Below are 20504 nucleotides of genomic sequence, written 5' to 3'. Positions count from 1 at the left end.
CCATGATGGATGCAATTGCTCCCCCGGTGGAAAGCGAGCCGGACCTGACGGCGATCGCGGCCGATGCTGCTGGCGAGCATGCGGTGGGCCGGCCCACCGTCTATGTCTACGAAGCGCCGGTGCGCATCTGCCATTGGGTGAACGCGTTCTCGATCATCATCCTGATGGTCACCGGGTTTCTGATCGGGACGCCGCTGCCGGCGGTCGAGGGGGAGGCGTCGGCCAACTTCGTGATGGGCTATATGCGCTTCGCCCATTTCGCGGCGGGGCAGGTGCTCGCGGTGTTCTTCCTCGCGCGTATCCTGTGGGCCTTCACCGGCAACCACCATTCCCGGCAGATCTTCTATCTGCCGGTGCATCGCCGGCAATTCTGGAAGGAAGTCTGGCACGAGATCCGCTGGTACGCCTTCCTGGAACGTCAGCCGAAGATGTATGTCGGGCACAACCCGCTGGCGCAGACCGCGATGTTCACGGGCTTCACGTTGTTCGTGACCTTCATGATCGTGACCGGCTTTGCGCTCTATTCGGAAGGAGAAGGCATCGATAGCTGGCAGCACAAACTGTTCGGCTGGGTGTTCTCGATCTGGCCGAACAGCCAGGACGTTCACACCTGGCATCATCTGGGCATGTGGGCGCTGGTCGTGTTCGTGATGGTACACATCTACGCTGCGATCCGCGAGGACATCATGTCACGCCAGAGTATCATCTCCTCGATGATCTCGGGCGAACGGCAATTCCGTGACTGAAACTGGAACGATCTCGATGTTGAACGCCCCAAACGACGACCACATCTTGGTGCTCGGCATCGGCAACATCCTGTGGGCCGATGAAGGCTTTGGCGTGCGCGCGGTGGAGGACTTCCACCGCCGCTACGCCGTGCCTGATAATGTCACGATTCTCGATGGCGGAACGCAGGGGCTCTATCTCGTCAACTATCTGGAGGACGCTGATCGCTTGCTCGTGTTCGATGCCATCGATTATGGTCTGCCGCCAGGCAAGCTGAAGCTCGTGCGCGGCGACGAGGTGCCACGCTTCACCGGCGCGAAGAAGATGAGTCTGCATCAAACCGGCTTCCAGGAGGTGATCAGCGCAGCCGACCTGCTCGGCCGCTGCCCGAAGCACCTCGTCCTGATCGGCTGCCAACCGCTCGATCTCGAAGACTGGGGAGGTCCATTGACGGCGTCCGTACGCGATCAGATCGCACCGGCCATCGAGCTTGCCTGCAAAGTTCTGGCCGAGTGGGGCATCGAGGTGAAGCTGCGCGATACGCCGTTGGCAGACTCCGAGCGCCTGCTCGCCAACGACATCGACCATGCGAGTTACGAGATGCGGCCGGCCTGACCGCCGGAGCGTGCCGGAGAAGACGGATGTGCCTTGGACTGCCGATGACTATCGTCGAGACCGATGGAATTTCGGCTTTGTGCGAGTTTCGCGGCGAGCAACGCCGCGTCTCCGTGCTTCTGCTCTCGCATCCTCCGGCCGGTGCCCACGTGCTGGTCTACATCGACACGGCGATCCGCCTACTTGAGAAAGAAGAAGCGTGCCTGATTGCGGCTGCCATCGACGGTCTCGGTGCAGCGCTCGACGGCAACGATTTCGACTGCTTCTTCGCCGATCTGATCGACCGCGAACCGCAATTGCCTGCGCACCTCCTGACTGATTAAGCGGGTTGTCATCCTAGAATGACTTGGCCGGCTGACCTCAGCCGCTGGCCGAGGTGCTCGCCGGAAGACAAGTTTCTAGTCTGGAAAGAAGGCTTTCGTTTGTAGTGGAAAGTAGCTTATCATTCGCATCCACTCGGCTTGATGGCGTTGAAAATAGATCAGTGAATTCAACTACATAAATCCTGACTGTCCCTGGCACGCAGCTTGCTAACACTATCCCGATCAGAAAGATAAGTCTGTTTTGGGAGGTCAAATGGAATTCCAGGTAGGACGGCATGATCTCAGTCGGCATGGCCTCAATGAGGTCGATGTCGCGACCGTCGATCATTTTCTTAAACATGCCGACCAAGCCGGTGCTGTCGCCGTGCTGCTATCGGCGGGTAATCCCAACCGTTTTCCGGAGGCCATTGATGTCGCCGTAGTGCTGCCTGAGCTGGTTACGGCGTTCGGAGGCCGCCTGCGCGCCGCGATCATTGCACCCCATGCCGAAGAGGCGCTTGGCGAACGTTTCGGGGTGCGAGTGCAGCCGACCCTTATCTTCGTGGCCAAGGGCGAGACGCTGGGGCTGATCGCCAAGATCCAGGATTGGTCAGTCTATGTCGACCGCATCACTAAGCTGATCGACCGCCCGCGCGGGCAAAGCGCAGCCATTGCCGTTACCATTGTTCCCCAGCATCGCGCAAAAGGTGTCGAGCTATGAAGGTCGGATTCTGGGATGCGCCGGAAGGCGCCGAGCAACCCGTCAGCGTGTTCCCTATCGGAGAAGAGAGTCTCAATGCCTCAAGTGGCAGCCTGACGGCGGCCGGCGCACTCGCAAGACTCGCAACATTAGACAGTGTCGAGCTCGCTAAGAACTGCCCCAAAGCCGTCACGCTGCTCTCCAACATCGCGGAGGCCATTGCAGGTCAAAGGGCGGACGCACCCTCGCAACTGTTCCGGCTCGGCAATCTCAACGATCTCGAAAGCAAGCTCGTCGCCGATGTTCTCGGCGAGGGGGAGGTCGGCGGCGTCGTAGCGCTGCCGGACGGATCGCTGGCGCAGATTCAAGAATCGGTGCTCGCAGGGATCTGGCGTGTCAGGATCGAAACTGACGCGGCTTCCGAATATATTGAAGTAGGCGCTGTTCCCGAGATCGTCAGACGCGCAGCAGCCGATCTGACAGCCGCCGATTTCGAAATCGGACAGGCCCCTGAAGGCGCCATGAACGTCCTACCGGTGCTCGCCGAGATCCGCGAGCGGGCGCTAGCCTGGCGTCCTGGCATCCGCTCGCAGATCATCAATTTCACTCTGTTGCCGATGAGCCCGGTGGATATGAGCTTTTTGCAGGAGACTATTCGGAACGGGCCGATCCAGCTTGTCTCGCGCGGCTATGGCACCTGTCGGGTGCTGTCGACTGGCATTCGCAATGTCTGGTCGGTGCAGTTTTTCAACGCCATGGACACCATCATCCTCGACACGCTGGAAGTTGGCGGGGTACCCACGGTTGCGCTTGCTGCAGACGAAGATTTCGAGGATTCCGCCGAACGGCTCCAAGAAATCATTGAGGCATATTTCAAATGAGCGCCTTTGAGAACTTTGGCGTGCGCCAAGACGTCACTGAGGCTGCGCGGCTTGAATGCGGCATCTGTTGGACCGTCTATGATCCGGCCGATGGTGATGCGGTGGCGCAGATCGCACCCGGCACACCGTTCTCACTTCTGCCGGAGGAGTGGCGATGCCCCAACTGCGACGCCCCGAAATCGAAGTTCATGGCGATCGAAACATGACTGCCAGCGCGCCAAGCTCTCCCAGCGACGCCGACGCGGTGACATGGGGCGAGCTATTGGCAGGAATGTATCGCCAGATCGGCGAGCGCGCGATGCGCGATTTGCCAATCTACAACGAGGCCCTCGATGTTGAGGCCATTGGTTTCCGTCGCTTCGAGGGAACGTTTGTCGGCATCATGGTCACTCCTTGGTTCATGAACGTGGTGATGCCGGCGAGCGCCGCTGGGGATAGGTCGGGCGCGACCGTGCGTATTCGCTTTCCAGCCGGTGATATCGAATTTACCCTCAGCGAGGTGCAAATGGGCCGCATCGCTAGCTGCTCGCTGTTCTCGCCAATGTTCCAATTTGCGGACATGGCATCGGCGCGAGCAACGGCTGACGCCGCTCTTGCCGAGCTGATGCTGCCGGCCGACAGCGAGGAGGCGGTCCGCCGGCGCGAACCACCGACGACCCCGATTGATCGTCGGAGCTTCCTGCGCGGTACCTTGACGGAGCGGCCGGGATGAGTCGCCCCTTTCGAAACGAAATTGACATAATGGTGTGGCTCACTGGTACCACAATTTCGGACGTTGCTATCCGGCCACGGAGCCGGCCTCCCCTGACGAGGCTGTTTGCCGGAAAGCCGGCAAGCGCGCTCATCCCTGTGCTGCCGCGCCTGTTCTCCTTATGCTCGGTCGCCCACCAAGTGGCCTTCCTTTCAGCAATCGAGGCGGCGCAGGGGCTGGAGACGATCAAGCCGATAGCGATGCATCGTCTCACGGCCGTTGTCGCCGAGCGCTTAACTGAATTGATACGCGGCCTGTTCGTCGCAGGCCTCGAACTCGATCAGGAGAGCGCACCCGCAGTGCGAAGCATGATACAGGCGAGCACCACTCTCAGTGGTGCGGTTGAAACCGTGCCAGATACCGTGCGCCGCGATGTCATTGCACACGTCAAGGCTGCGCTCCGCGCGCTCGGAGTTTCGGGTGAACACCAGCCTCCGGCGCCAGGCAGCGTACTTTCCACCTATCTGACGCGCTGCGATCGTGAGGTGATGTCATTGCCGGCGGCCGACCAATTCTTTCTGACCCCCGCTGACGATCTTGAGATCGTGACGCGCCTCATGGCTGAAGGGACGGCTTATTCCGAAGCGCCGGAACTCTGCGGGAAGGTTCCGGAAACGGGCGTCTGGGCGCGGCGGGCGCAGCGCGAACAGATTTTGTCCTTAAGTGCTAGCGGCGCCGCGCGCGTGAGAGCGCGCATCGACGAGATCGCCCGGCTCACCTGTTGGCTGGACGCCAGGCGGGACGCTCCCGATAATGGCGTCGTTGCGAGCTATCGGCTCGGCGAGCGCCGGGGCGCAGCGGCAGTGGAATGCGCCCGAGGCCGGCTCCATCACGCGGTTAAGCTCGATGAGGAAGGACGTATCGTCGGCTTCGAATATATCGCTCCGACCGAGTGGAATTTTCACGAACGCGGACCGCTGGTGCGAAGCCTCAAGGGCGCGCTCCTCTCCGCCGGCCGGCAGGGCCAAGACGCGGTGCGGACACTTGTCGGGGCGTTCGACCCCTGCGTCGGATTCAGCGTCAGCTTCCGCGAGGCCAGCCATGCATGAGATGGCCTTGTGCGAGGGCATCATCGGGATCGTCGAGGAAGAGGCGCGCAAGCGCTCGTTCTTGCGAGTGAAGGCGGTGTGTTTAGAGATCGGTGCGCTCAGCCATGTCGCGCCGGACGCAATGCAATTCTGCTTCGAGGCCGTCGCGGCGCGGACCATCGCGCAAGGCGCAAGACTCGAGATCATCGCGACGCCGGGCACGGCCTGGTGCATGGCCTGCTCGCAAAACGTCGAGATCAAGCAGCGCTACGAGCCGTGTCCATCCTGCGGCAGCTATCAATTGCAGGTCACCGGCGGCGAAGAGATGCGTGTGAAGGAACTGGAGGTCGACTGATGTGTACGGTCTGCGGCTGCAGCGACGGCAAAGCGTCCAACGAACATACGCATGATCATAATCAGGATCACGAGCACGCTCATGGAGGTCATCATCACCACCATGGCCCCGGTCACCATCACCACCACCATCACGACGGAAGCCACGATCATGGGCCTGGCGATACGGGCCTGCTCGACTGCAGTGCAGACGCCGCCGGCCAACAGATCGCGGGCATGAGCAGCGATCGCATCATCCAGATCGAACGCGATATTCTCGGCAAGAACGACAGACTCGCCGCCGACAACCGCGCTCGCTTCCGTGCCGACGGCGTGCTCGCCTTCAACTTGGTTTCGAGCCCCGGAGCCGGCAAAACCTCGCTGCTAGTCCGCACCGTCAGTGAGCTGAAGGACAGTTTCCCGATCGGCGTGATCGAGGGTGACCAGCAAACCTCCAACGATGCCGAGCGCATCCGCGCAACCGGCGTGCCGGCGATCCAGGTCAACACCGGAAAGGGCTGCCATCTCGACGCGGCCATGGTCGGTGAAGCCTATGACCGGCTGCCCTGGCTGAACGGTGGGGTCGTGTTCATCGAGAATGTCGGTAATCTCGTCTGTCCGGCGGCATTCGACCTCGGTGAAGCCTGCAAGATCGTGGTGTTCTCGACCACCGAAGGCGAGGACAAGCCGCTGAAATATCCGGACATGTTCGCTGCCTCCGCGCTTATGCTGATCAACAAGATCGATCTTGCGCCCGTGCTCGATTTCGACCTCGCCAGGACCATCGAATATGCGCGGCGGGTCAATCCCAGGATCGAGGTGCTGACGGTGTCGGCGCGCACCGGCGAAGGCTTCCTGGCCTTCTATGCCTGGCTCCGCAAGCGGGCTTCGAAGGCGAAGCCGGCCGAGATGACGGCAGCGGAGTGAGGATGAGCGACAAGGCCACAGCGCGGGACGGACAGCGGCTGCGCCTGCATGTGCGTGGCGCCGTGCAGGGCGTCGGCTTTCGTCCCTACGTCTATGGTCTCGCCACCCGCTATCGCCTCGGCGGCTTCGTCGCCAACGATCCGAACGGCGTTCTTATCGAAGTCGAAGGCGAGCGGGCGTCCGATTTCGTCGCCGCGCTGCCACTGGAAAAGCCGCCGCTTGCCAGGATCGACGAGATCTCGGTTCAGCCGATCGGCGCCGCCGCCACCGAGGAGTTCTCGATTCGCACCAGCGAGCAGGGTAGGGTGTCGACGCGCATCGTCGCGGACGCCGCGACTTGCCGGGAATGCCTGAGCGAGCTGTTCGATCCGGCAAGCCGATTCCACCGCTATCCCTTCATCAACTGCACGCATTGCGGTCCGCGCTACACCATCGCCGAGCGGCTGCCCTATGATCGTCCGGCCACCGCAATGAAGCGCTTTGCGATGTGCGCAGCCTGTGCCGCTGATTATGCTGACCCCGGCAGTCGCCGCTTCCATACCGAGGCGATTGCGTGCCCGCGATGCGGGCCGCGGCTCAGCCATGGCATCGCCGAGATCGCCGCCGCCGTCGCGGGCGGCAAGATTGTCGCGATCAAGGGCCTCGGCGGTTATCAGCTCATCTGCGATGCTCACAATGATGCGGCCGTGCGGCAACTGCGCCTGCGCAAGCAGCGCGATCAGAAGCCCTTCGCCGTCATGGTCGGTACGCTGGAGGCAGTCGCCGAGTTCGCCGAGGCCGACGCTGTCGAACTTGCGCTGCTCGAGTCACGGCCGCGGCCGATCGTGTTGCTGACGTCGCGCGGGCGCCTTGTGCAGTCAATCGCGCCGGAGCTGGCGCGCATCGGCATCATGCTGCCGGTCGCACCGCTTCACCACCTGATTTTCGATGCGCTGAATGCGGCGCATGCGCCGGTCGGCGAGAGCTGGGCGATTGTCGCGACCAGCGCCAATCTCAGCGGCGAGCCGCTGCTGATCGATAATCGCGAAGCGGAGCAACGACTTGCCGGCATCGCCGATCTCATCGTCACGCATGACCGCGACATCGTCACCCGCGCCGATGATTCCTTGGCTGCGGTGGTCGCCGGACGGCCCCAGTTCATTCGGCGTGCGCGAGGCTATGTCCCGGAGCCTGTCCGGCTTGCGCGCTCGGTGGCGCCCCTGCTTGCCGTCGGCGGAGCGCTGAAGTCGACGGTGGCGGTGACGCGCGGCAACGAGGCCTTTGTCTCCCAGCACATCGGCGACCTCGACACCGCAGAAGGCATCCGATTCTTCGAGGAAACTGTGGACCATCTGCTGTCTACCCTCGACGTCGAGCCTGTCGCCCTGATCCACGACTTGCATCCGAACATGGCATCGACCCGTTTCGCCGAGGCACGCGGGACCAGGCTGATCGCGGTCCAGCACCATCACGCCCATGCGGCCTCGGTGATGGCGGAGCATGGCATCGCAGGTCCGGTGCTTGCCTTAGTGCTTGACGGGTTCGGCTACGGCAGCGACGGCGGCAATTGGGGGGGCGAACTGCTTGCCTGTGAAGGCGCGCGGTTCCGGCGGCTCGGGCATCTGGCGCCGCTGAAGATGCCGGGCGGCGATCGGGTCGCGCGCGAGCCGTGGCGGATGGCCGCCAGCGTGCTGCACGCGCTTCGGCGCGGCGATGCGATTGCGTCTCGCTTTGCGGCACAGCCGCAGGCCGCGCGCCTATCGGCTCTGCTCGAACAACCCGGTATGCCCACGACGACCAGCGCCGGCCGGCTGTTCGATGCGGCCGCAGGGCTGCTCGGGGTCTGCACCGTACAAACCTACGAAGGCGAGGCTGCCATGAAGCTAGAGGCGCGGGTCCGCGAGCCGCGCGTTGTGTCCGGCGGCTGGGTGATCGAGAATGGCGTGCTGTCGCTGCTCCCATTGCTCGACCGTCTGGTGGTCGATGCGCCGGATCCCACCGACGGGGCCGGGCTGTTTCACGGCACCTTCGCTGCCGCTTGCGTCGATTGGATCTCCCAAGCGGCTCGTGAGACCGGACTTGAGACCGTCGCCTTGAGCGGCGGCTGCTTCCTGAACGCCCGCCTCAGCACCGGGATTTCGCGCGGTTGCATCGCTGCCGGGCTCACCCCGCTCTTGCCGCGCCAACTGCCGCCGAATGATGGCGGCCTAAGCCTGGGTCAGGCCTGGATCGCGGGGCTGCAACTTCTCGAACACCAAGGCTTAGAAGGAACCGCCTGATGTGTCTTGCCATACCCGCCGAGGTGACAAAGCTCCTGCCTGACGACATGGCCATTGTGTCCATCGACGGCGTCAGCAAGGAGATCTCCGTCGCGCTCATCGAGGATCTCGCCATCGGCGACTACGTGATCATCCATGTCGGCTACGCGCTTACCAAAATCGATCCGGAAGAGGCGCAACGGACGCTGGAATTGCTGCACGAGCTTAGCGCCGAGGCCCTGGGAGCCATGCCATGAAGTATGCCGACGAGTTCCGCGACAAGGAGATCGCGCTCGGGCTTGCGAACGCGATCCAGTCCGAAGCAGATCCGCAGCGCCCCTATCGCTTCATGGAATTCTGCGGCGGCCACACGCATGCGATCTCGCGTTATGGCCTGGAGGACATGCTGCCTAAAAACGTGCGGATGATCCACGGTCCGGGTTGCCCGGTTTGCGTACTGCCGGCGGGGCGCATCGACATGGCGATCCGACTGGCCGAACGGCCCGAAATCATCTTCTGCGTCTATGGCGATCTGATGCGCGTGCCGGGCTCGCAAGGCGCCTCGTTGCTGAAGGCAAAGGCGAAAGGCGCCGACATCCGCATGGTCTATTCCACCATCGATGCGCTCAGGATCGCCGAGGAGAATCCGCAGCGCCAGATCGTATTCTTCGCCATCGGCTTCGAAACGACGACGCCGCCCACTGCGGTCATGATCCGTTTGGCCGAAAAGAAGCAGCTCGCCAATTTCAGCGTCTTCTGCAACCACGTGCTGACGCCGCCGGCGATGCAGAACATCTTGGAGAGCCCGGATATTCGCAACATCGGCCGGGTCGAGATCGACGGCTTTGTCGGACCTGCGCATGTCTCGACTATTATCGGGACGGCTCCTTACGAGTTCTTCGCGGAAGAATTCGGCAAGCCGGTCGTGATCTCGGGCTTCGAGCCTCTCGACATGATGCAGGCGATCCTGATGCTGGTGCGGCAGGTCAATGAGAACCGGCACGAGGTCGAGAACCAGTACAGCCGCGCTGTAAAGCGTGACGGCAATCTGCGCGCCAAGGAGGAGGTCTCCGACATTTTCGAGCTGCGCGACCAGTTCGAATGGCGCGGGCTCGGGCAGGTACCCTATAGCGGCCTGAAGCTGAAGCGCGCTTTCGCGAAATACGATGCCGAAGCGCGCTTCGACATGAAGGAGCTCCGCGTTGCCGACAATCCGGCCTGTGAATGCGGCGCCATCCTGCGCGGCGTGAAGAAACCGGTCGATTGCAAGCTGTTCGGCACGGTCTGCACGCCGGAAACGCCGATAGGGTCTTGCATGGTCTCGTCCGAGGGCGCCTGCGCTGCGCACTGGACCTATGGCCGCTTCCGCGACCATCAGCAGAGGCGGGCATCATGAAGGCCCATCAACGCAAGCTCGACATCAAGAACGGCTGCGTAGACCTGTCCCACGGCTCTGGCGGCCGCGCGATGGCACAGCTGATCTCGGGTCTTTTCCACTCGGCCTTCGGCAACGAATGGCTGGCGCGCGGCAATGACCAGTCGGCCTTCGATGTCGCAGCCGGACGCATGGTCATGACGACCGACGGTTACGTGGTCTCGCCGCTATTCTTCCCGGGCGGCAATATCGGCTCGCTCGCCGTGCACGGCACGGTCAACGACATCGCCATGGCCGGCGCGCGGCCGCTCTACCTCTCGGCGAGCTTCATCATCGAGGAGGGCTTTCGCTTCTCCGACCTGAAGATGATCGCGGAATCTATGGGCGAGGCGGCGCGCGCGGCCGGCGTCCATATCATCACGGGCGATACCAAGGTGGTCGAGCGCGGCAAGGCCGACGGCCTCTTCATCTCGACCGCCGGCGTCGGCGTCGTACCCGATGGCCTCGATCTATCCGCCGAGAAGGCTCGCGTCGGCGATCGCGTCCTGATCTCCGGCACGCTCGGGGACCACGGCGTCGCTATCATGTCGAAGCGGCAGAACCTCGCCTTCGAGACCGAGATCGTCTCGGACTCAGCCTCGCTGCATGATCTCGTGGCAAAGATGGTCACCGCAGGCGGAGAGGGCATCCGCCTGATGCGCGATCCGACCCGCGGCGGGCTAGCCGCCGCGCTCAACGAGATCGCCCAGCAGTCTGGCCTCGGCTTCCGTGTGCAGGAGGAGGCGATCCCAGTGAAGCCGGGCGTGGCCGCGGCCTGCGAACTGCTGGGCCTCGACCCGCTCTATGTGGCCAACGAAGGCAAGCTGGTTGCAATTGTGGCCCCGGAGGCGGCCGCTGCCGTGCTCGCGACGATGCGCGCGCATCCGCTCGGCTGTGATGCGGCCGACATCGGCGAGGCCGTGGCCGACGATCACCATTTCGTGCAGATGGCGACGAGCTTTGGCGGTGGCCGGATCGTCGACTGGCTGTCGGGCGAACAACTGCCGAGGATCTGCTGAGGCCGGTCATGCGCATCCTGCTTCTCACGCACTCCTTCAACAGCCTGACGCAACGGCTCCACGTCGAGCTCAGGGAGGGCGGCCACGAGGTCTCGGTCGAGCTGGATATCCACCCCGACGTTACGCGCGAAAGCGTGGCGCTGTATCAGCCAGATCTGGTGATCGCGCCGTTCCTCAAGCGCGCAATCCCCGAAGATGTCTGGCGTAGCGTGCGCTGCCTGATCGTCCATCCCGGTCCGCCCGGCGACCGCGGTCCGGCGGCGCTCGACTGGGCGATTCTGGAAGGTGTTTCCAATTGGGGCGTGACTGTGCTTCAGGCCGACGGCGGGTTCGACGCTGGTCCGATCTGGGCTTTCAGAACCTTCCCGATGCGGTGCGCGGCTAAATCCAGCATCTACCGCAACGAGGTCACGACGTGCGCGGTCGCGGCGGTGCTCGAAGCCATTGCAGCAATCGAAGCCGGACAGCCGACACCGTCGCCGATGCCTGCCGATGATCCCCGCATTCGGGTGCGCGGGCCCTGCCGGCAGGCCGACCGGATGATCGATTGGCAGCACGACACGAGCGAGACCGTCCTGCGCAAGATCCACAGTGCAGACGGAATGCCGGGCTTGGTCGACAGCTTGTTCTTCAAAGATGTCAGGCTGTTCGACGCCCACGAGGCGCGCGGCATCTCCGGTGTGCCCGGAACCATTGTGGCGCATTGCGATGGAGCCTTGGCCCGGGCCACGGTCGATGGTGCCGTCTGGATCGGCCATGTGCGGCAGCTTGTACCGAAAAGCCTGAAACGATCCGCAGCAAAGGTCTTTGCGGAGCAGGCGATGCGCCTGCCGTACCGACCCGATTGCGGCTATGCGCCCATACGATATCGCGAGCAGGGCGAGGTCGGCGAGTTGCAGTTTTCCTTTTACAATGGCGCCATGGCGACCTCTGACTGCGAAGCGTTGTTGAACGCCTACCGAGCTGCGCTGGCCCGCCCAACCAAGGTGCTTCTCCTGACCGGTGGACGTGATTACTGGTCCAACGGCATTCACCTCGCCGAGATCGAGGCGGCTGACAGCGCTGCGGACGAGTCTTGGCGCAACATCAATGCGATCGACGATCTTGCGCACACTGTCATCGAGACCACCGATCGGCTCGTCGTTTCCGTCATTCGCGGCAACGCCGGGGCGGGAGGGGTATTTTTAAGTCTCGCTGCCGACGAGGTCTGGGCGAGCGATCAGGTCGTCCTGAATCCACATTATAAGGACATAGGCAATCTCTTCGGCTCGGAATACTGGACTTATCTGCTGCCGCGCCGCGCGGGTGCAGCGAACGCCACCCGGATCACGCAATGCCGCCTGCCGATGGGCGTGGCAGAGGCGGGGCGCCTTGGCATCATCGATCGTGCTCTGTCGGGCGGGGAGCTGGCGGAGGGCCGCCTCATGAGCCTTGCCGCGAGCATGGCGGCGGATGAACGCTTTGCGACGCGTCTTGCTGACAAGCAGCGACGTCGCGCAGCGGACGAAGCCCACAAGCCCTTGCAGGCCTATCGCGACGAGGAGCTGCGGCGGATGCGGCTTAATTTCTACGGATTCGATCCGAGTTACCACGTCGCCCGCTACAACTTCATTCACAAGGTGCCGAAGTCGCGCACGCCACTCACAATCGCACCCCATAGGTCGCCTCGCGCGCTCGACAAATCTACCCGCATGGCGGTGCGCATATGAGCTTCCAGGGTACTATTTTGGTAGTCGACGACGAGGTCAGGTCACAGGAGGCGCTACGCCGCGTCCTCAACGAGGATTTTGAGGTACTCTGCGCCGGCAGCGCAGCAGACGCTGAAAAGCTGCTCGAAGGGGAGATCGTCCACGCCATCATCTGCGATCAGCGCATGCCGCACGAATCCGGCGTCAGTTTCCTCAAGCGGGTGCGCGAGCTCTGGCCCGATCCGGTTCGCATGATCATCTCCGGCTATTCGGAATCGGACGACATCATCGCAGGGCTCAATGAGGCGGGCATCTATCAATACATCACGAAGCCCTGGCAGCCGGACCGGCTGATCGACATTGTCAAGGAGGCGGTCCAGCTCTATCGGCTTCAGAAGGAGACAGAGACCGCAGGGGTCGACGTCAAAGCAACGCCCGAGCACATCAAGAGGGTCGTTTCGGTCAAGCGCGGCGCAGCTAAGCATCTCTATGACTTCAACCGAATTGTGCACGCCCCGGACAGCCCGATGCATGCGGTCATTGAACTCGGCCGGCGGGCGGCCGAATACGACATCTCCGTGCTGATCACGGGCGAATCCGGAACCGGCAAAGAGCTGCTGGCACGCGCGATCCACTACGGCTCAGCCCGAGCCGGTAAGGCTTTCGTCGTTGAGAACTGTGGGGCGCTGCCTGACGAGCTCCTCGAAAGCGAGTTGTTCGGGTGTAAGAAGGGCGCTTTCACAGGCGCCTACCAGGATCGCATCGGTCTGTTCGAAGTTGCCGATGGCGGTACCATCTTCCTTGATGAAATCGGAGAGACCTCGCCGGCGTTTCAGGTGAAGCTGCTCCGCGTGCTGCAGGAGAGCGAGATCCGTCCGCTGGGCGCGCAACGTGTAAGGAAAGTCGACGTCCGTGTGGTGGCAGCCACCAATCGGGATCTTGAGGCCGAGGTGGAGGCGGGCCGCTTCCGCCGTGATCTCTATTACCGGCTGGCGGCGTTCCCGGTTCACATGCCGGCGCTTTGGGAGCGGCCGATGGATATACCCTTGATCGCAGAAGGAGTACTGTCTCAAGTCAAGACTTCCTTCAACCGGCCAGGTCTGCGCTTTGCCTCCGCTGCTCTTGAGGGCTTCGTCAAATACCTTTGGCCAGGGAACGTGCGCGAACTGCAGAACGAGATCCAGCGTATGGCCGTGCTGGCTGACTCGGACGAATTGCAGGCTCCCACGCTGCTCGGCCGGCGCAACGGCAGGCGGACCGCCACGGGGGTCATACAGAACCTGAACGGCGCAGCGAGCCTGAAGGACAGGGTGGAGGATCTGGAGAAGTCGGTTATCATCAACTCCCTGGAGAAGTATGAGGGCAATATCAGCCGGGTTGCCAGCGAGCTCGGCCTGTCCCGGGTAGGCCTGCGGAACAAGCTGTCCAGGTATGATTTGAGAAAAAATGGCAAAGGCGACGCATTCTCCTGACGGATCCGACTCGCTGCTCAAGTTGATCAGCGATCGCGGTGCTATCGAGTTCGACCACGAGCGTGAGGGCGCTTGGATCGAAGTCATCCGCAAGATGGATGAGGTTTATTCCGACCTATTGCGTTATGAGGTCGATCTGGAACACAAGAATGCCGAGCTCGAGGAAGCTCAAGCATTTGTCACCAACGTCATCGAATCTGTCTCTGATATCCTCATCGTTTGCGACGCGAAAGGCCAGATCCAGCAAGTCAATTCCGCTTTACAGCGCACGCTTGACCGCGCCAATGACGAAATCGTCGGCTGGAGGATGGCAGACATCATTGACGCTGCCGATGGCGCCAAGCTCATGTCGCTCCTCAAGCCTCGGAGCCCGTCCGAGGTTGTGGATGGCGAACTCCGTTTCTTGACCGAAGGCGGCAGCTCAGACCTGTTCGCAATCAACAGCTCGCCCCGACACGACCATCGGGGCCGCTTCATTGGCGTGGTTCTGACTGGAAGGCCTATCGGCGAGCTTCGCCGAGCCTATGAAGCATTGCACACGGCTCATCAGGAGCTACAGCGAGTGCAGCGTCAATTGGTAGAACAGGAGAAAATGGCAAGTCTCGGCCGACTGGTGGCCGGTGTCGCTCACGAACTTAATAATCCCATCAGCTTCGTCTATGGAAACGTGCACACCTTGATGCGCTATCGCACGGCGCTGACATCCTACCTTGATGCCGTCCACGGCACATCGATAAGCTCCGAAGCTGCAGCCTTGAAGAAAAGCCTCCGCATTGACGCCATTCTAGAGGATCTCGGCCCGCTCCTGGACGGGACAATGGAAGGCGCCGTGCGCATTAGCGAAATTGTAAAAAACTTACGCCGGCTTTCCCTCAGCAAGCTCGGGGAGTTTGATCGCGTCAACATCGAGCCTCTGATCAACACCGCCGTGCTCTGGGCAGTCCGCACGAAGCAGGTTCGCCTCGACATTCACATGGACATCGAGGCGGATCTTTGGACTTGCGGGAATGAAGGGCAGCTCCACCAGGTTATCGTAAATCTCGTCGAAAACGCAATTGACGCGACGCGCGGCACTCAGGAGCCACGGCTAAAGATATCGGCTCGCCGCAATCAGAACGAGATCCTGATTCGTTTGTCCGATAACGGGCCCGGGATCGAACAGCACAACATAGGTCGCATATTTGAGCCGTTCTTTACGACCAAGCGCGTTGGAGAGGGCACCGGGCTCGGCCTTTGGATCAGCTACGGAATCGTGCGCGAACATGGTGCCGAACTGACTGTTGTCAACGCACCAGAGGGAGGGGCAATATTCTCCTTCGCTCTCCCGGCGGCGTAGAGTTAGTCAGGGCTGCGACGGTTCGGCGCCGCTTCCGCCCTCAGGGCTTCTAATTTACTCGCTAGCGCGAGGTTCGGCCGCTGGCCAGGCTGTCGGCCAAGCCGGATGCGGAGGCTGTCGGCGCGAGATTAACGATCTCGACGTCCTGGAGCGCTAGCGCGTACGACCACATTCGACGTTCTCGTCAACAAGGCCGGTCAGTCGCAGCGTAGCAACATCCTAGACCTTGCGTCTGACGAAATCCACGCGCTGCTCGACGTCAATCTGCGCGCGGCACTGCACGTGAAACGGCTGATCGTGACAAGAATGCCGATGCGCGCCGCTACGTGGTTGACGTCTGGTCGGTCGCTGGCCACTACGCCTTTCCAGAACGCCCTGGCTTTCTTCATCCCTAGCCATCATGCCACCAAGGCCAGCGTATTGCGCGTTCGCGGGCTGAGCCCCGTTCTTTACTGATCTCGCGCTCGCGTCACCGAGATCTCGCCCGGTCGTGTGGCGACAAGCATCTTTAAGTGCGTTCGATACACTTCAACTCCGAGGACATCGCCCATGCCGTTGCCATCGCGCAGGTGTCACGGAAAGAGCACCTCCCTTTCCCGCTCCGGAGCTCTAATAATGGAGACCGCCATCGAGACTGCCGCTCAGCGGTTCGCGAGGCCCCGCAACGCACAATCAATGGATGGCGCGTTTTGTCCTAGCATGGGCCATTTTTTGTGCTGAGGGTCGGCCTATGCCTTGGATGCATACTGACCTTGATAGAATGAATTTGATCCAAAATAGCCCGCCCCTTAGCGTTGCTAATTAGCACCGTCGAGCTGTGGCGGCAGGAAAGCAACACTTTACGAGTTGCGAAACTGCCGCCCAGCTTCCCGTGTCGAGCCCAAGCACGCTTCGCGGTTTGCCGTGCTGGCCAATGGAAGACGTCGGTGCCGCGTCATTGAGGTCTAATTTCCTACCCTCAACAGCACGCGGCCGAGTGAAACACGTGCCCCTGAAGGCAAGGGCTACCAATAGGGAGGAGAAATAGATGGGACCGTGGCGAGTAAACGGGTTCACCAGTCAAATCGCGAAAGTTGTTGCCCTATCAGCAATTGTAGGGCTTTCCATTGCCTCCTGGAGGGTAGTGAGTGCAGCAGAGATCCAGGTGCCCGACGCAGTCAAAACGGCGGGAGTCCTGCGCATGGGTCTCAGCAATGCATTGCCACCGCTGCAGTTCAAGGATCCGGAGACGGGCGAATTCAGAGGGATGAATGTAGATATTGGCCGGGAAATCGCAGCACGTTTGGGCGTCAAGGCCGAATTCAATGAAATGCTATTTGCGCAGTACATCCCGTCACTGCAGACCGGTCGGATCGATATCATCATGGGTGGACTTAGCGACCTCCCTGAACGTCATTCCATTATGGAGATGGTCGATTACTTCAGGGATTTCTATCAGGTCTACGCACTTTCCAATTCTCAGCTAAAGGAGTTGTCCGATCTTTGCGGTAAGCGGGCCGGCGCCATTCGGTCCACTGTTTGGTACAAAGTGATGCTTGCAAAGAGCGAGTCGGACTGCGTTCAGAAGGGAATGCCGGCTGTGAAGTTGATTGGCACCGAATCAACGCCAGATACGCGGCTGCAGCTAACGCAAGGCCGAATTGATGCAGCACTGCAGGGCTTCGTCGAGGTTCCTTACATGATTGCGGAGTCCAAAGGCCTTTACAAGACGATCGGCGAGCCCTTCGCGCCAGAATTCAAGGCAATTGGTGTGCGTAAGGGCGATGTCGCGCTGCGTGACGCGATCGCCGACGCTCTGGATGCGATGATTAAGGACGGCACTTATGCAAAGATCCTGGCTAGATATCAGTTGAGCAAACTCGCTATTTCGGAAGTATATCTAAATTCGGAACCGCGAAAATGAGCGCGGTGTCAAACAAGCCTGTACGATCGAGCAGCGGTTCCTCCACTCTCTTTTCACGGCCCGATCTGTCGTTGGTCGAGATCGTGCCGCCGCGTTACGTCGGCCGCTGGATAATGGGCGTACTAGTTCTTGGTCTGTTGGTCCTTATTGTAAGGGCCTTCGCTAACGCGCAGATCGAATGGAACGTTGTTGCCAAATACTTAGCGGCGCCTACAATTCTCGCGGGCTTCTGGCATACGATGATCTTGTCCGTGCTGGCGATGATTGTCGGTGTCGCGCTCGGCTTGGCTATCTCGATTATGCGAATGTCGGATAATCCGCTCCTAGTCATCGTCGCATTTGGCTACCAATGGTTCTTTCGCGGGACGCCGGTAATCCTCCAGCTTCTGATTTGGTATAATCTAGCCTTAATCATCCCAGTCATCGGCATTCCCGGTCTGTGGACGGCCCCGACTGTCGATGTCATCACGCCCTTTTGGGCCGCGCTGCTTGGCCTTGGCATCAATCAGGGTGCCTATACCTCGGAGGTCATTCGCGCCGGAATCCTCTCGGTTGATGCGGGCCAGCACGAAGCGGCACAGTCGATTGGCATGACCCGTCTACACGCGCTCTGGAGAATCGTCCTACCTCAAGCAATGCGCGTGATAGTTCCGCCGATTGGTAACGAGTTTATTGGAATGGTAAAAATGACGTCACTCGCCAGCGTGATCCAGTACACCGATTTACTTTACAGCGCACAGAACGTGTACTTCGTCAATCAGCGCGTGATTGAGCTACTGATCGTAGCAGGCGCTTGGTATCTCCTCGCTGTCTCCATTCTCACGCCGCTTCAGTTGCTGCTCGAATGGCGGTTCGCGCGGGGAACATCTGTCGTGAGGGTCCGATGACCAAGCCTTTGCTCTCAATGAGAAGAGTTAAGAAGCGGTATGGAAATCTACAAGTTCTGGACGGCGTCTCCCTCGACGTCATGCCCAATGAAGTAGTGTGTTTGATCGGCTCATCAGGCTCAGGCAAAACGACGCTCTTGAGATGTATTAATCAACTGGTTTCCGTCGACTCAGGACATATCTGGATAGACGACGAAATCGTGGGCTATCGCCAAGTGGGGTCGCAATTGCGGCCACTAGGCGGTGCGGAACTCGCCCGCCAGCGGACGAAGACCGCGATGGTGTTTCAACGATTTAATCTCTTTCCCCATATGACTGCTCTTGACAATGTCATTGAGGGACCCGTGCGTGTCTTAAAGCGCAATAAGGCTGACGTCGTTTGTGAGGCGGAAGCCCTCCTAGCACGCGTAGGCTTATCCGAGAAGCGTAACGCGTACCCTTCCAGCCTGTCTGGCGGCCAGCAACAACGTGTGGCCATCGCGCGGGCTATGGCTATGCACCCGCGCCTTATGCTCTTCGACGAGCCGACATCTGCACTCGATCCTGAACTCGTTGCCGAAGTCCTCGCGGCGATGAAGGAATTGGCACGCACCGGCATGACTATGGTGGTCGTTACGCACGAACTTGGATTTGCGAGCGAGGTCGCAGATCGCGTGATCTTTATGGAACAAGGCCAAATCGCAGAAGAAGGCACTGCCCGAGAGGTTCTTATGCACCCCAAGGGCGCAAGGACCAAAGAGTTCATTTCGGCGGTGCTCGATTAACACGCAGCATCTCTACATACGACCAGAGAGGAATTGAGGAACGAAATGGCAAAGGAAATCGCTTTCGCCGCACTCATACATGCAGCCGGTAGCGCAAGTGCCGCGTGGCGCCATCCAGATACGGATCCAAAGAAGGCGTTGAGTCTTCAGTACTACACAGAGCTCGCAAAGCTATGTGAAGCAGGCCGCTTCGATCTGATGTTTCTAGCGGACAGTCCGGGCGTTGATGTCGACAATCTCCACGCAATGGCGCAATGGCCACGCGGGCAAAACGTACTTGAGCCCTTGACGCTTCTCTCTGCGCTAGCTGCGAGCACAGAAGAGCTTGGCCTCGGCGCCACGGTATCTGCGAGCTTCACTGAGCCGTTTAATATCGCCCGGCAATTCGCATCGCTCGATCACCTTTCGGGAGGGCGAGCAGCGTGGAACGTTGTGACGACTGCAAACCAGTATTCATGCCGCAACTATGGCTATAAGACGATGCCGCCACACGACGAGCGCTATGCCAGAGCCAGAGAAGCCCTGGAGGTGGTCCGAGCTTACTGGGATACTTGGGACGATGATGCCTTCATCTTCGACAAGGCAAGAGCTATGAACTTCGATCCGAACCGATTTCACCACGTTCGATACGAAGGGAAACATTTCAAGGTACAAGGCGGACTCAATATTGCACGTGCTCCGCAGGGGCAACCCGTCATTATCCAGGCGGGCGCGTCCTCGGTGGGTAGGGAATTTGCCGCAGAAACCGCTGAGGTCGTCTTCGGAACGGGCGCAACTCTTGAGGAGGCTGCGTCCCTCTACAAGGATATCAAAAGCAGGATGGCGAAGTACCGCCGTGATCCTTCCGAACTTAAGGTACTCGCCGGCTTCCGCGCGATGGTCGGTTCAACCGAAGCAGAAGCGAAGGAAAAGCTTCGCCTACTAAACAGTGTGATGCCGATTGAAGCCAAGGTCGCGTATGTCAGTACGGACCTTGAAGTCGACCTGTCGAAGCTGCCACTGGACGAACTCGTTCCCGAACAGATGATCCCGACTTCCTCAAACCTTCATCAGGGTTATTTCAATATACTTGCGGACATGATCCGATCGCGTAAATTCACGCTAAGGGAGATTGCACAGCGCTACGAACGCGGATTCGAGATTTTCTGTGGCACTCCAAGCCAGATCGCCGACGAGATGGAACGTTGGATCGACAATGAAGCTGGAGATGGGTTTATGATAACGTTCCCTTACATGCCGACCTGCCTGGAAGATTTTGTGTCGATGGTAGTCCCCGTGCTCCAGGAACGCGGACTTATGCGCAAAAGCTACCGCGGCAAGACACTTCGCGAAAACCTCGGGTTACGCTATCCCAAAAACGTCAATACGAAACGTCCAGCTACAGGCGTTCCATAAGAGATCTCGTGGCGCGCCGCCTTTGTCGAGCCTTTCAATGCGCATACAAAAGGGCCGCGGTGCAACAAAGCGCCGCGGCCTTTCTTATTGTGGGAGCTGAAGTTCATCCGTCGAACGACTTGACGC

Annotated in this window: 21 protein-coding genes and 1 pseudogene; all 22 read left to right on the top strand. The window is 60.5% G+C overall.

The genetic code is table 11. The features are described 5' to 3' along the window. Positions 1 to 2: 2 nt before the first annotated feature. The 22 genes and pseudogenes from cybH to ACWAT4_RS41320 all read left to right on the top strand — a co-directional run bounded on the left by cybH (position 3) and on the right by ACWAT4_RS41320 (position 20378). The gene (gene cybH, locus ACWAT4_RS41425; RefSeq protein WP_128929514.1) at positions 3 to 746 is read left to right on the top strand and encodes a Ni/Fe-hydrogenase, b-type cytochrome subunit; all 744 of its coding nucleotides are present in this window, start codon (positions 3 to 5) and stop codon (positions 744 to 746) included. A 16-nt stretch (positions 747 to 762) separates the two neighbouring features. After that, on the top strand, positions 763 to 1341 hold the full coding sequence (locus tag ACWAT4_RS41420; RefSeq protein ID WP_128955163.1) for a HyaD/HybD family hydrogenase maturation endopeptidase: 579 nt from the start codon (positions 763 to 765) through the stop codon (positions 1339 to 1341). Between the two features lie 26 nt (positions 1342 to 1367). Further along, on the top strand, positions 1368 to 1664 hold the full coding sequence (locus ACWAT4_RS41415; protein WP_128929516.1) for a HypC/HybG/HupF family hydrogenase formation chaperone: 297 nt from the start codon (positions 1368 to 1370) through the stop codon (positions 1662 to 1664). A gap of 253 nt (positions 1665 to 1917) precedes the next feature. Next, entirely contained in the window at positions 1918 to 2364 is a 447-nt protein-coding gene (locus tag ACWAT4_RS41410; RefSeq protein ID WP_128929517.1) for a thioredoxin domain-containing protein, read from the top strand. Beyond that, positions 2361 to 3224, top strand: coding sequence for a hydrogenase expression/formation protein (locus ACWAT4_RS41405; protein ID WP_128955164.1), 864 nt, complete (start codon positions 2361 to 2363; stop codon positions 3222 to 3224). Before ACWAT4_RS41410 ends, ACWAT4_RS41405 begins: the two co-directional genes overlap by 4 nt. Further along, positions 3221 to 3430: a rubredoxin gene (locus ACWAT4_RS41400; protein ID WP_128929519.1), complete on the top strand. Its 210-nt coding sequence runs from the start codon at positions 3221 to 3223 to the stop codon at positions 3428 to 3430. The genes ACWAT4_RS41405 and ACWAT4_RS41400 overlap by 4 nt, the downstream gene beginning before the upstream one ends. After that, positions 3427 to 3936: a [NiFe]-hydrogenase assembly chaperone HybE gene (hybE, locus tag ACWAT4_RS41395; protein WP_128929520.1), complete on the top strand. Its 510-nt coding sequence runs from the start codon at positions 3427 to 3429 to the stop codon at positions 3934 to 3936. Before ACWAT4_RS41400 ends, hybE begins: the two co-directional genes overlap by 4 nt. Further along, on the top strand, positions 3933 to 5024 hold the full coding sequence (locus tag ACWAT4_RS41390) for a nickel-dependent hydrogenase large subunit (RefSeq protein WP_128929521.1): 1092 nt from the start codon (positions 3933 to 3935) through the stop codon (positions 5022 to 5024). The genes hybE and ACWAT4_RS41390 overlap by 4 nt, the downstream gene beginning before the upstream one ends. Beyond that, positions 5017 to 5358 (top strand): hydrogenase maturation nickel metallochaperone HypA, encoded by a 342-nt coding sequence (hypA, locus tag ACWAT4_RS41385; protein ID WP_128929522.1) that lies wholly within the window; start codon positions 5017 to 5019, stop codon positions 5356 to 5358. Before ACWAT4_RS41390 ends, hypA begins: the two co-directional genes overlap by 8 nt. After that, the gene (gene hypB / locus ACWAT4_RS41380) at positions 5358 to 6263 is read left to right on the top strand and encodes a hydrogenase nickel incorporation protein HypB (RefSeq protein WP_128955165.1); all 906 of its coding nucleotides are present in this window, start codon (positions 5358 to 5360) and stop codon (positions 6261 to 6263) included. The genes hypA and hypB overlap by 1 nt, the downstream gene beginning before the upstream one ends. A gap of 2 nt (positions 6264 to 6265) precedes the next feature. Continuing rightward, positions 6266 to 8521 carry a carbamoyltransferase HypF gene (gene hypF, locus ACWAT4_RS41375; RefSeq protein ID WP_164933597.1) on the top strand — a complete coding sequence of 752 codons (2256 nt, stop codon included), beginning with the start codon at positions 6266 to 6268 and terminating at the stop codon, positions 8519 to 8521. Next, entirely contained in the window at positions 8521 to 8757 is a 237-nt protein-coding gene (locus ACWAT4_RS41370; RefSeq protein ID WP_128929525.1) for a HypC/HybG/HupF family hydrogenase formation chaperone, read from the top strand. The genes hypF and ACWAT4_RS41370 overlap by 1 nt, the downstream gene beginning before the upstream one ends. Then, positions 8754 to 9896 (top strand): hydrogenase formation protein HypD, encoded by a 1143-nt coding sequence (gene hypD / locus ACWAT4_RS41365; RefSeq protein WP_128955166.1) that lies wholly within the window; start codon positions 8754 to 8756, stop codon positions 9894 to 9896. Before ACWAT4_RS41370 ends, hypD begins: the two co-directional genes overlap by 4 nt. Beyond that, positions 9893 to 10933 (top strand): hydrogenase expression/formation protein HypE, encoded by a 1041-nt coding sequence (hypE, locus tag ACWAT4_RS41360; RefSeq protein WP_128929527.1) that lies wholly within the window; start codon positions 9893 to 9895, stop codon positions 10931 to 10933. The genes hypD and hypE overlap by 4 nt, the downstream gene beginning before the upstream one ends. Positions 10934 to 10941: 8 nt before the next feature. Continuing rightward, complete coding sequence (locus ACWAT4_RS41355; RefSeq protein WP_128955167.1) at positions 10942 to 12642, top strand: hydrogenase maturation protein; 1701 nt, start codon at positions 10942 to 10944, stop codon at positions 12640 to 12642. Beyond that, positions 12639 to 14093 (top strand): sigma-54-dependent transcriptional regulator, encoded by a 1455-nt coding sequence (locus tag ACWAT4_RS41350; protein ID WP_128929529.1) that lies wholly within the window; start codon positions 12639 to 12641, stop codon positions 14091 to 14093. Before ACWAT4_RS41355 ends, ACWAT4_RS41350 begins: the two co-directional genes overlap by 4 nt. Next, entirely contained in the window at positions 14068 to 15429 is a 1362-nt protein-coding gene (locus ACWAT4_RS41345; RefSeq protein WP_128929530.1) for a sensor histidine kinase, read from the top strand. Before ACWAT4_RS41350 ends, ACWAT4_RS41345 begins: the two co-directional genes overlap by 26 nt. A gap of 165 nt (positions 15430 to 15594) precedes the next feature. After that, positions 15595 to 15885 (top strand): annotated as a pseudogene (locus tag ACWAT4_RS41340) (hypothetical protein); the annotation flags it as partial. A 571-nt stretch (positions 15886 to 16456) separates the two neighbouring features. Then, on the top strand, positions 16457 to 17332 hold the full coding sequence (locus ACWAT4_RS41335; RefSeq protein ID WP_128929531.1) for an ABC transporter substrate-binding protein: 876 nt from the start codon (positions 16457 to 16459) through the stop codon (positions 17330 to 17332). Continuing rightward, the gene (locus tag ACWAT4_RS41330; protein WP_128955168.1) at positions 17329 to 18219 is read left to right on the top strand and encodes an amino acid ABC transporter permease; all 891 of its coding nucleotides are present in this window, start codon (positions 17329 to 17331) and stop codon (positions 18217 to 18219) included. The genes ACWAT4_RS41335 and ACWAT4_RS41330 overlap by 4 nt, the downstream gene beginning before the upstream one ends. After that, positions 18216 to 18983 (top strand): amino acid ABC transporter ATP-binding protein, encoded by a 768-nt coding sequence (locus ACWAT4_RS41325; RefSeq protein WP_128929533.1) that lies wholly within the window; start codon positions 18216 to 18218, stop codon positions 18981 to 18983. The genes ACWAT4_RS41330 and ACWAT4_RS41325 overlap by 4 nt, the downstream gene beginning before the upstream one ends. A gap of 45 nt (positions 18984 to 19028) precedes the next feature. Then, positions 19029 to 20378 (top strand): LLM class flavin-dependent oxidoreductase, encoded by a 1350-nt coding sequence (locus ACWAT4_RS41320; RefSeq protein WP_128929534.1) that lies wholly within the window; start codon positions 19029 to 19031, stop codon positions 20376 to 20378. The last annotated feature ends 126 nt before the right edge of the window (positions 20379 to 20504 follow it).

The sequence above is a fragment of the Bradyrhizobium sp. T-1 genome (assembly GCF_053592855.1).
Note: the sequence above shows the minus strand (reverse complement) of the source record. Positions and strands in the feature narration are given on the sequence as shown.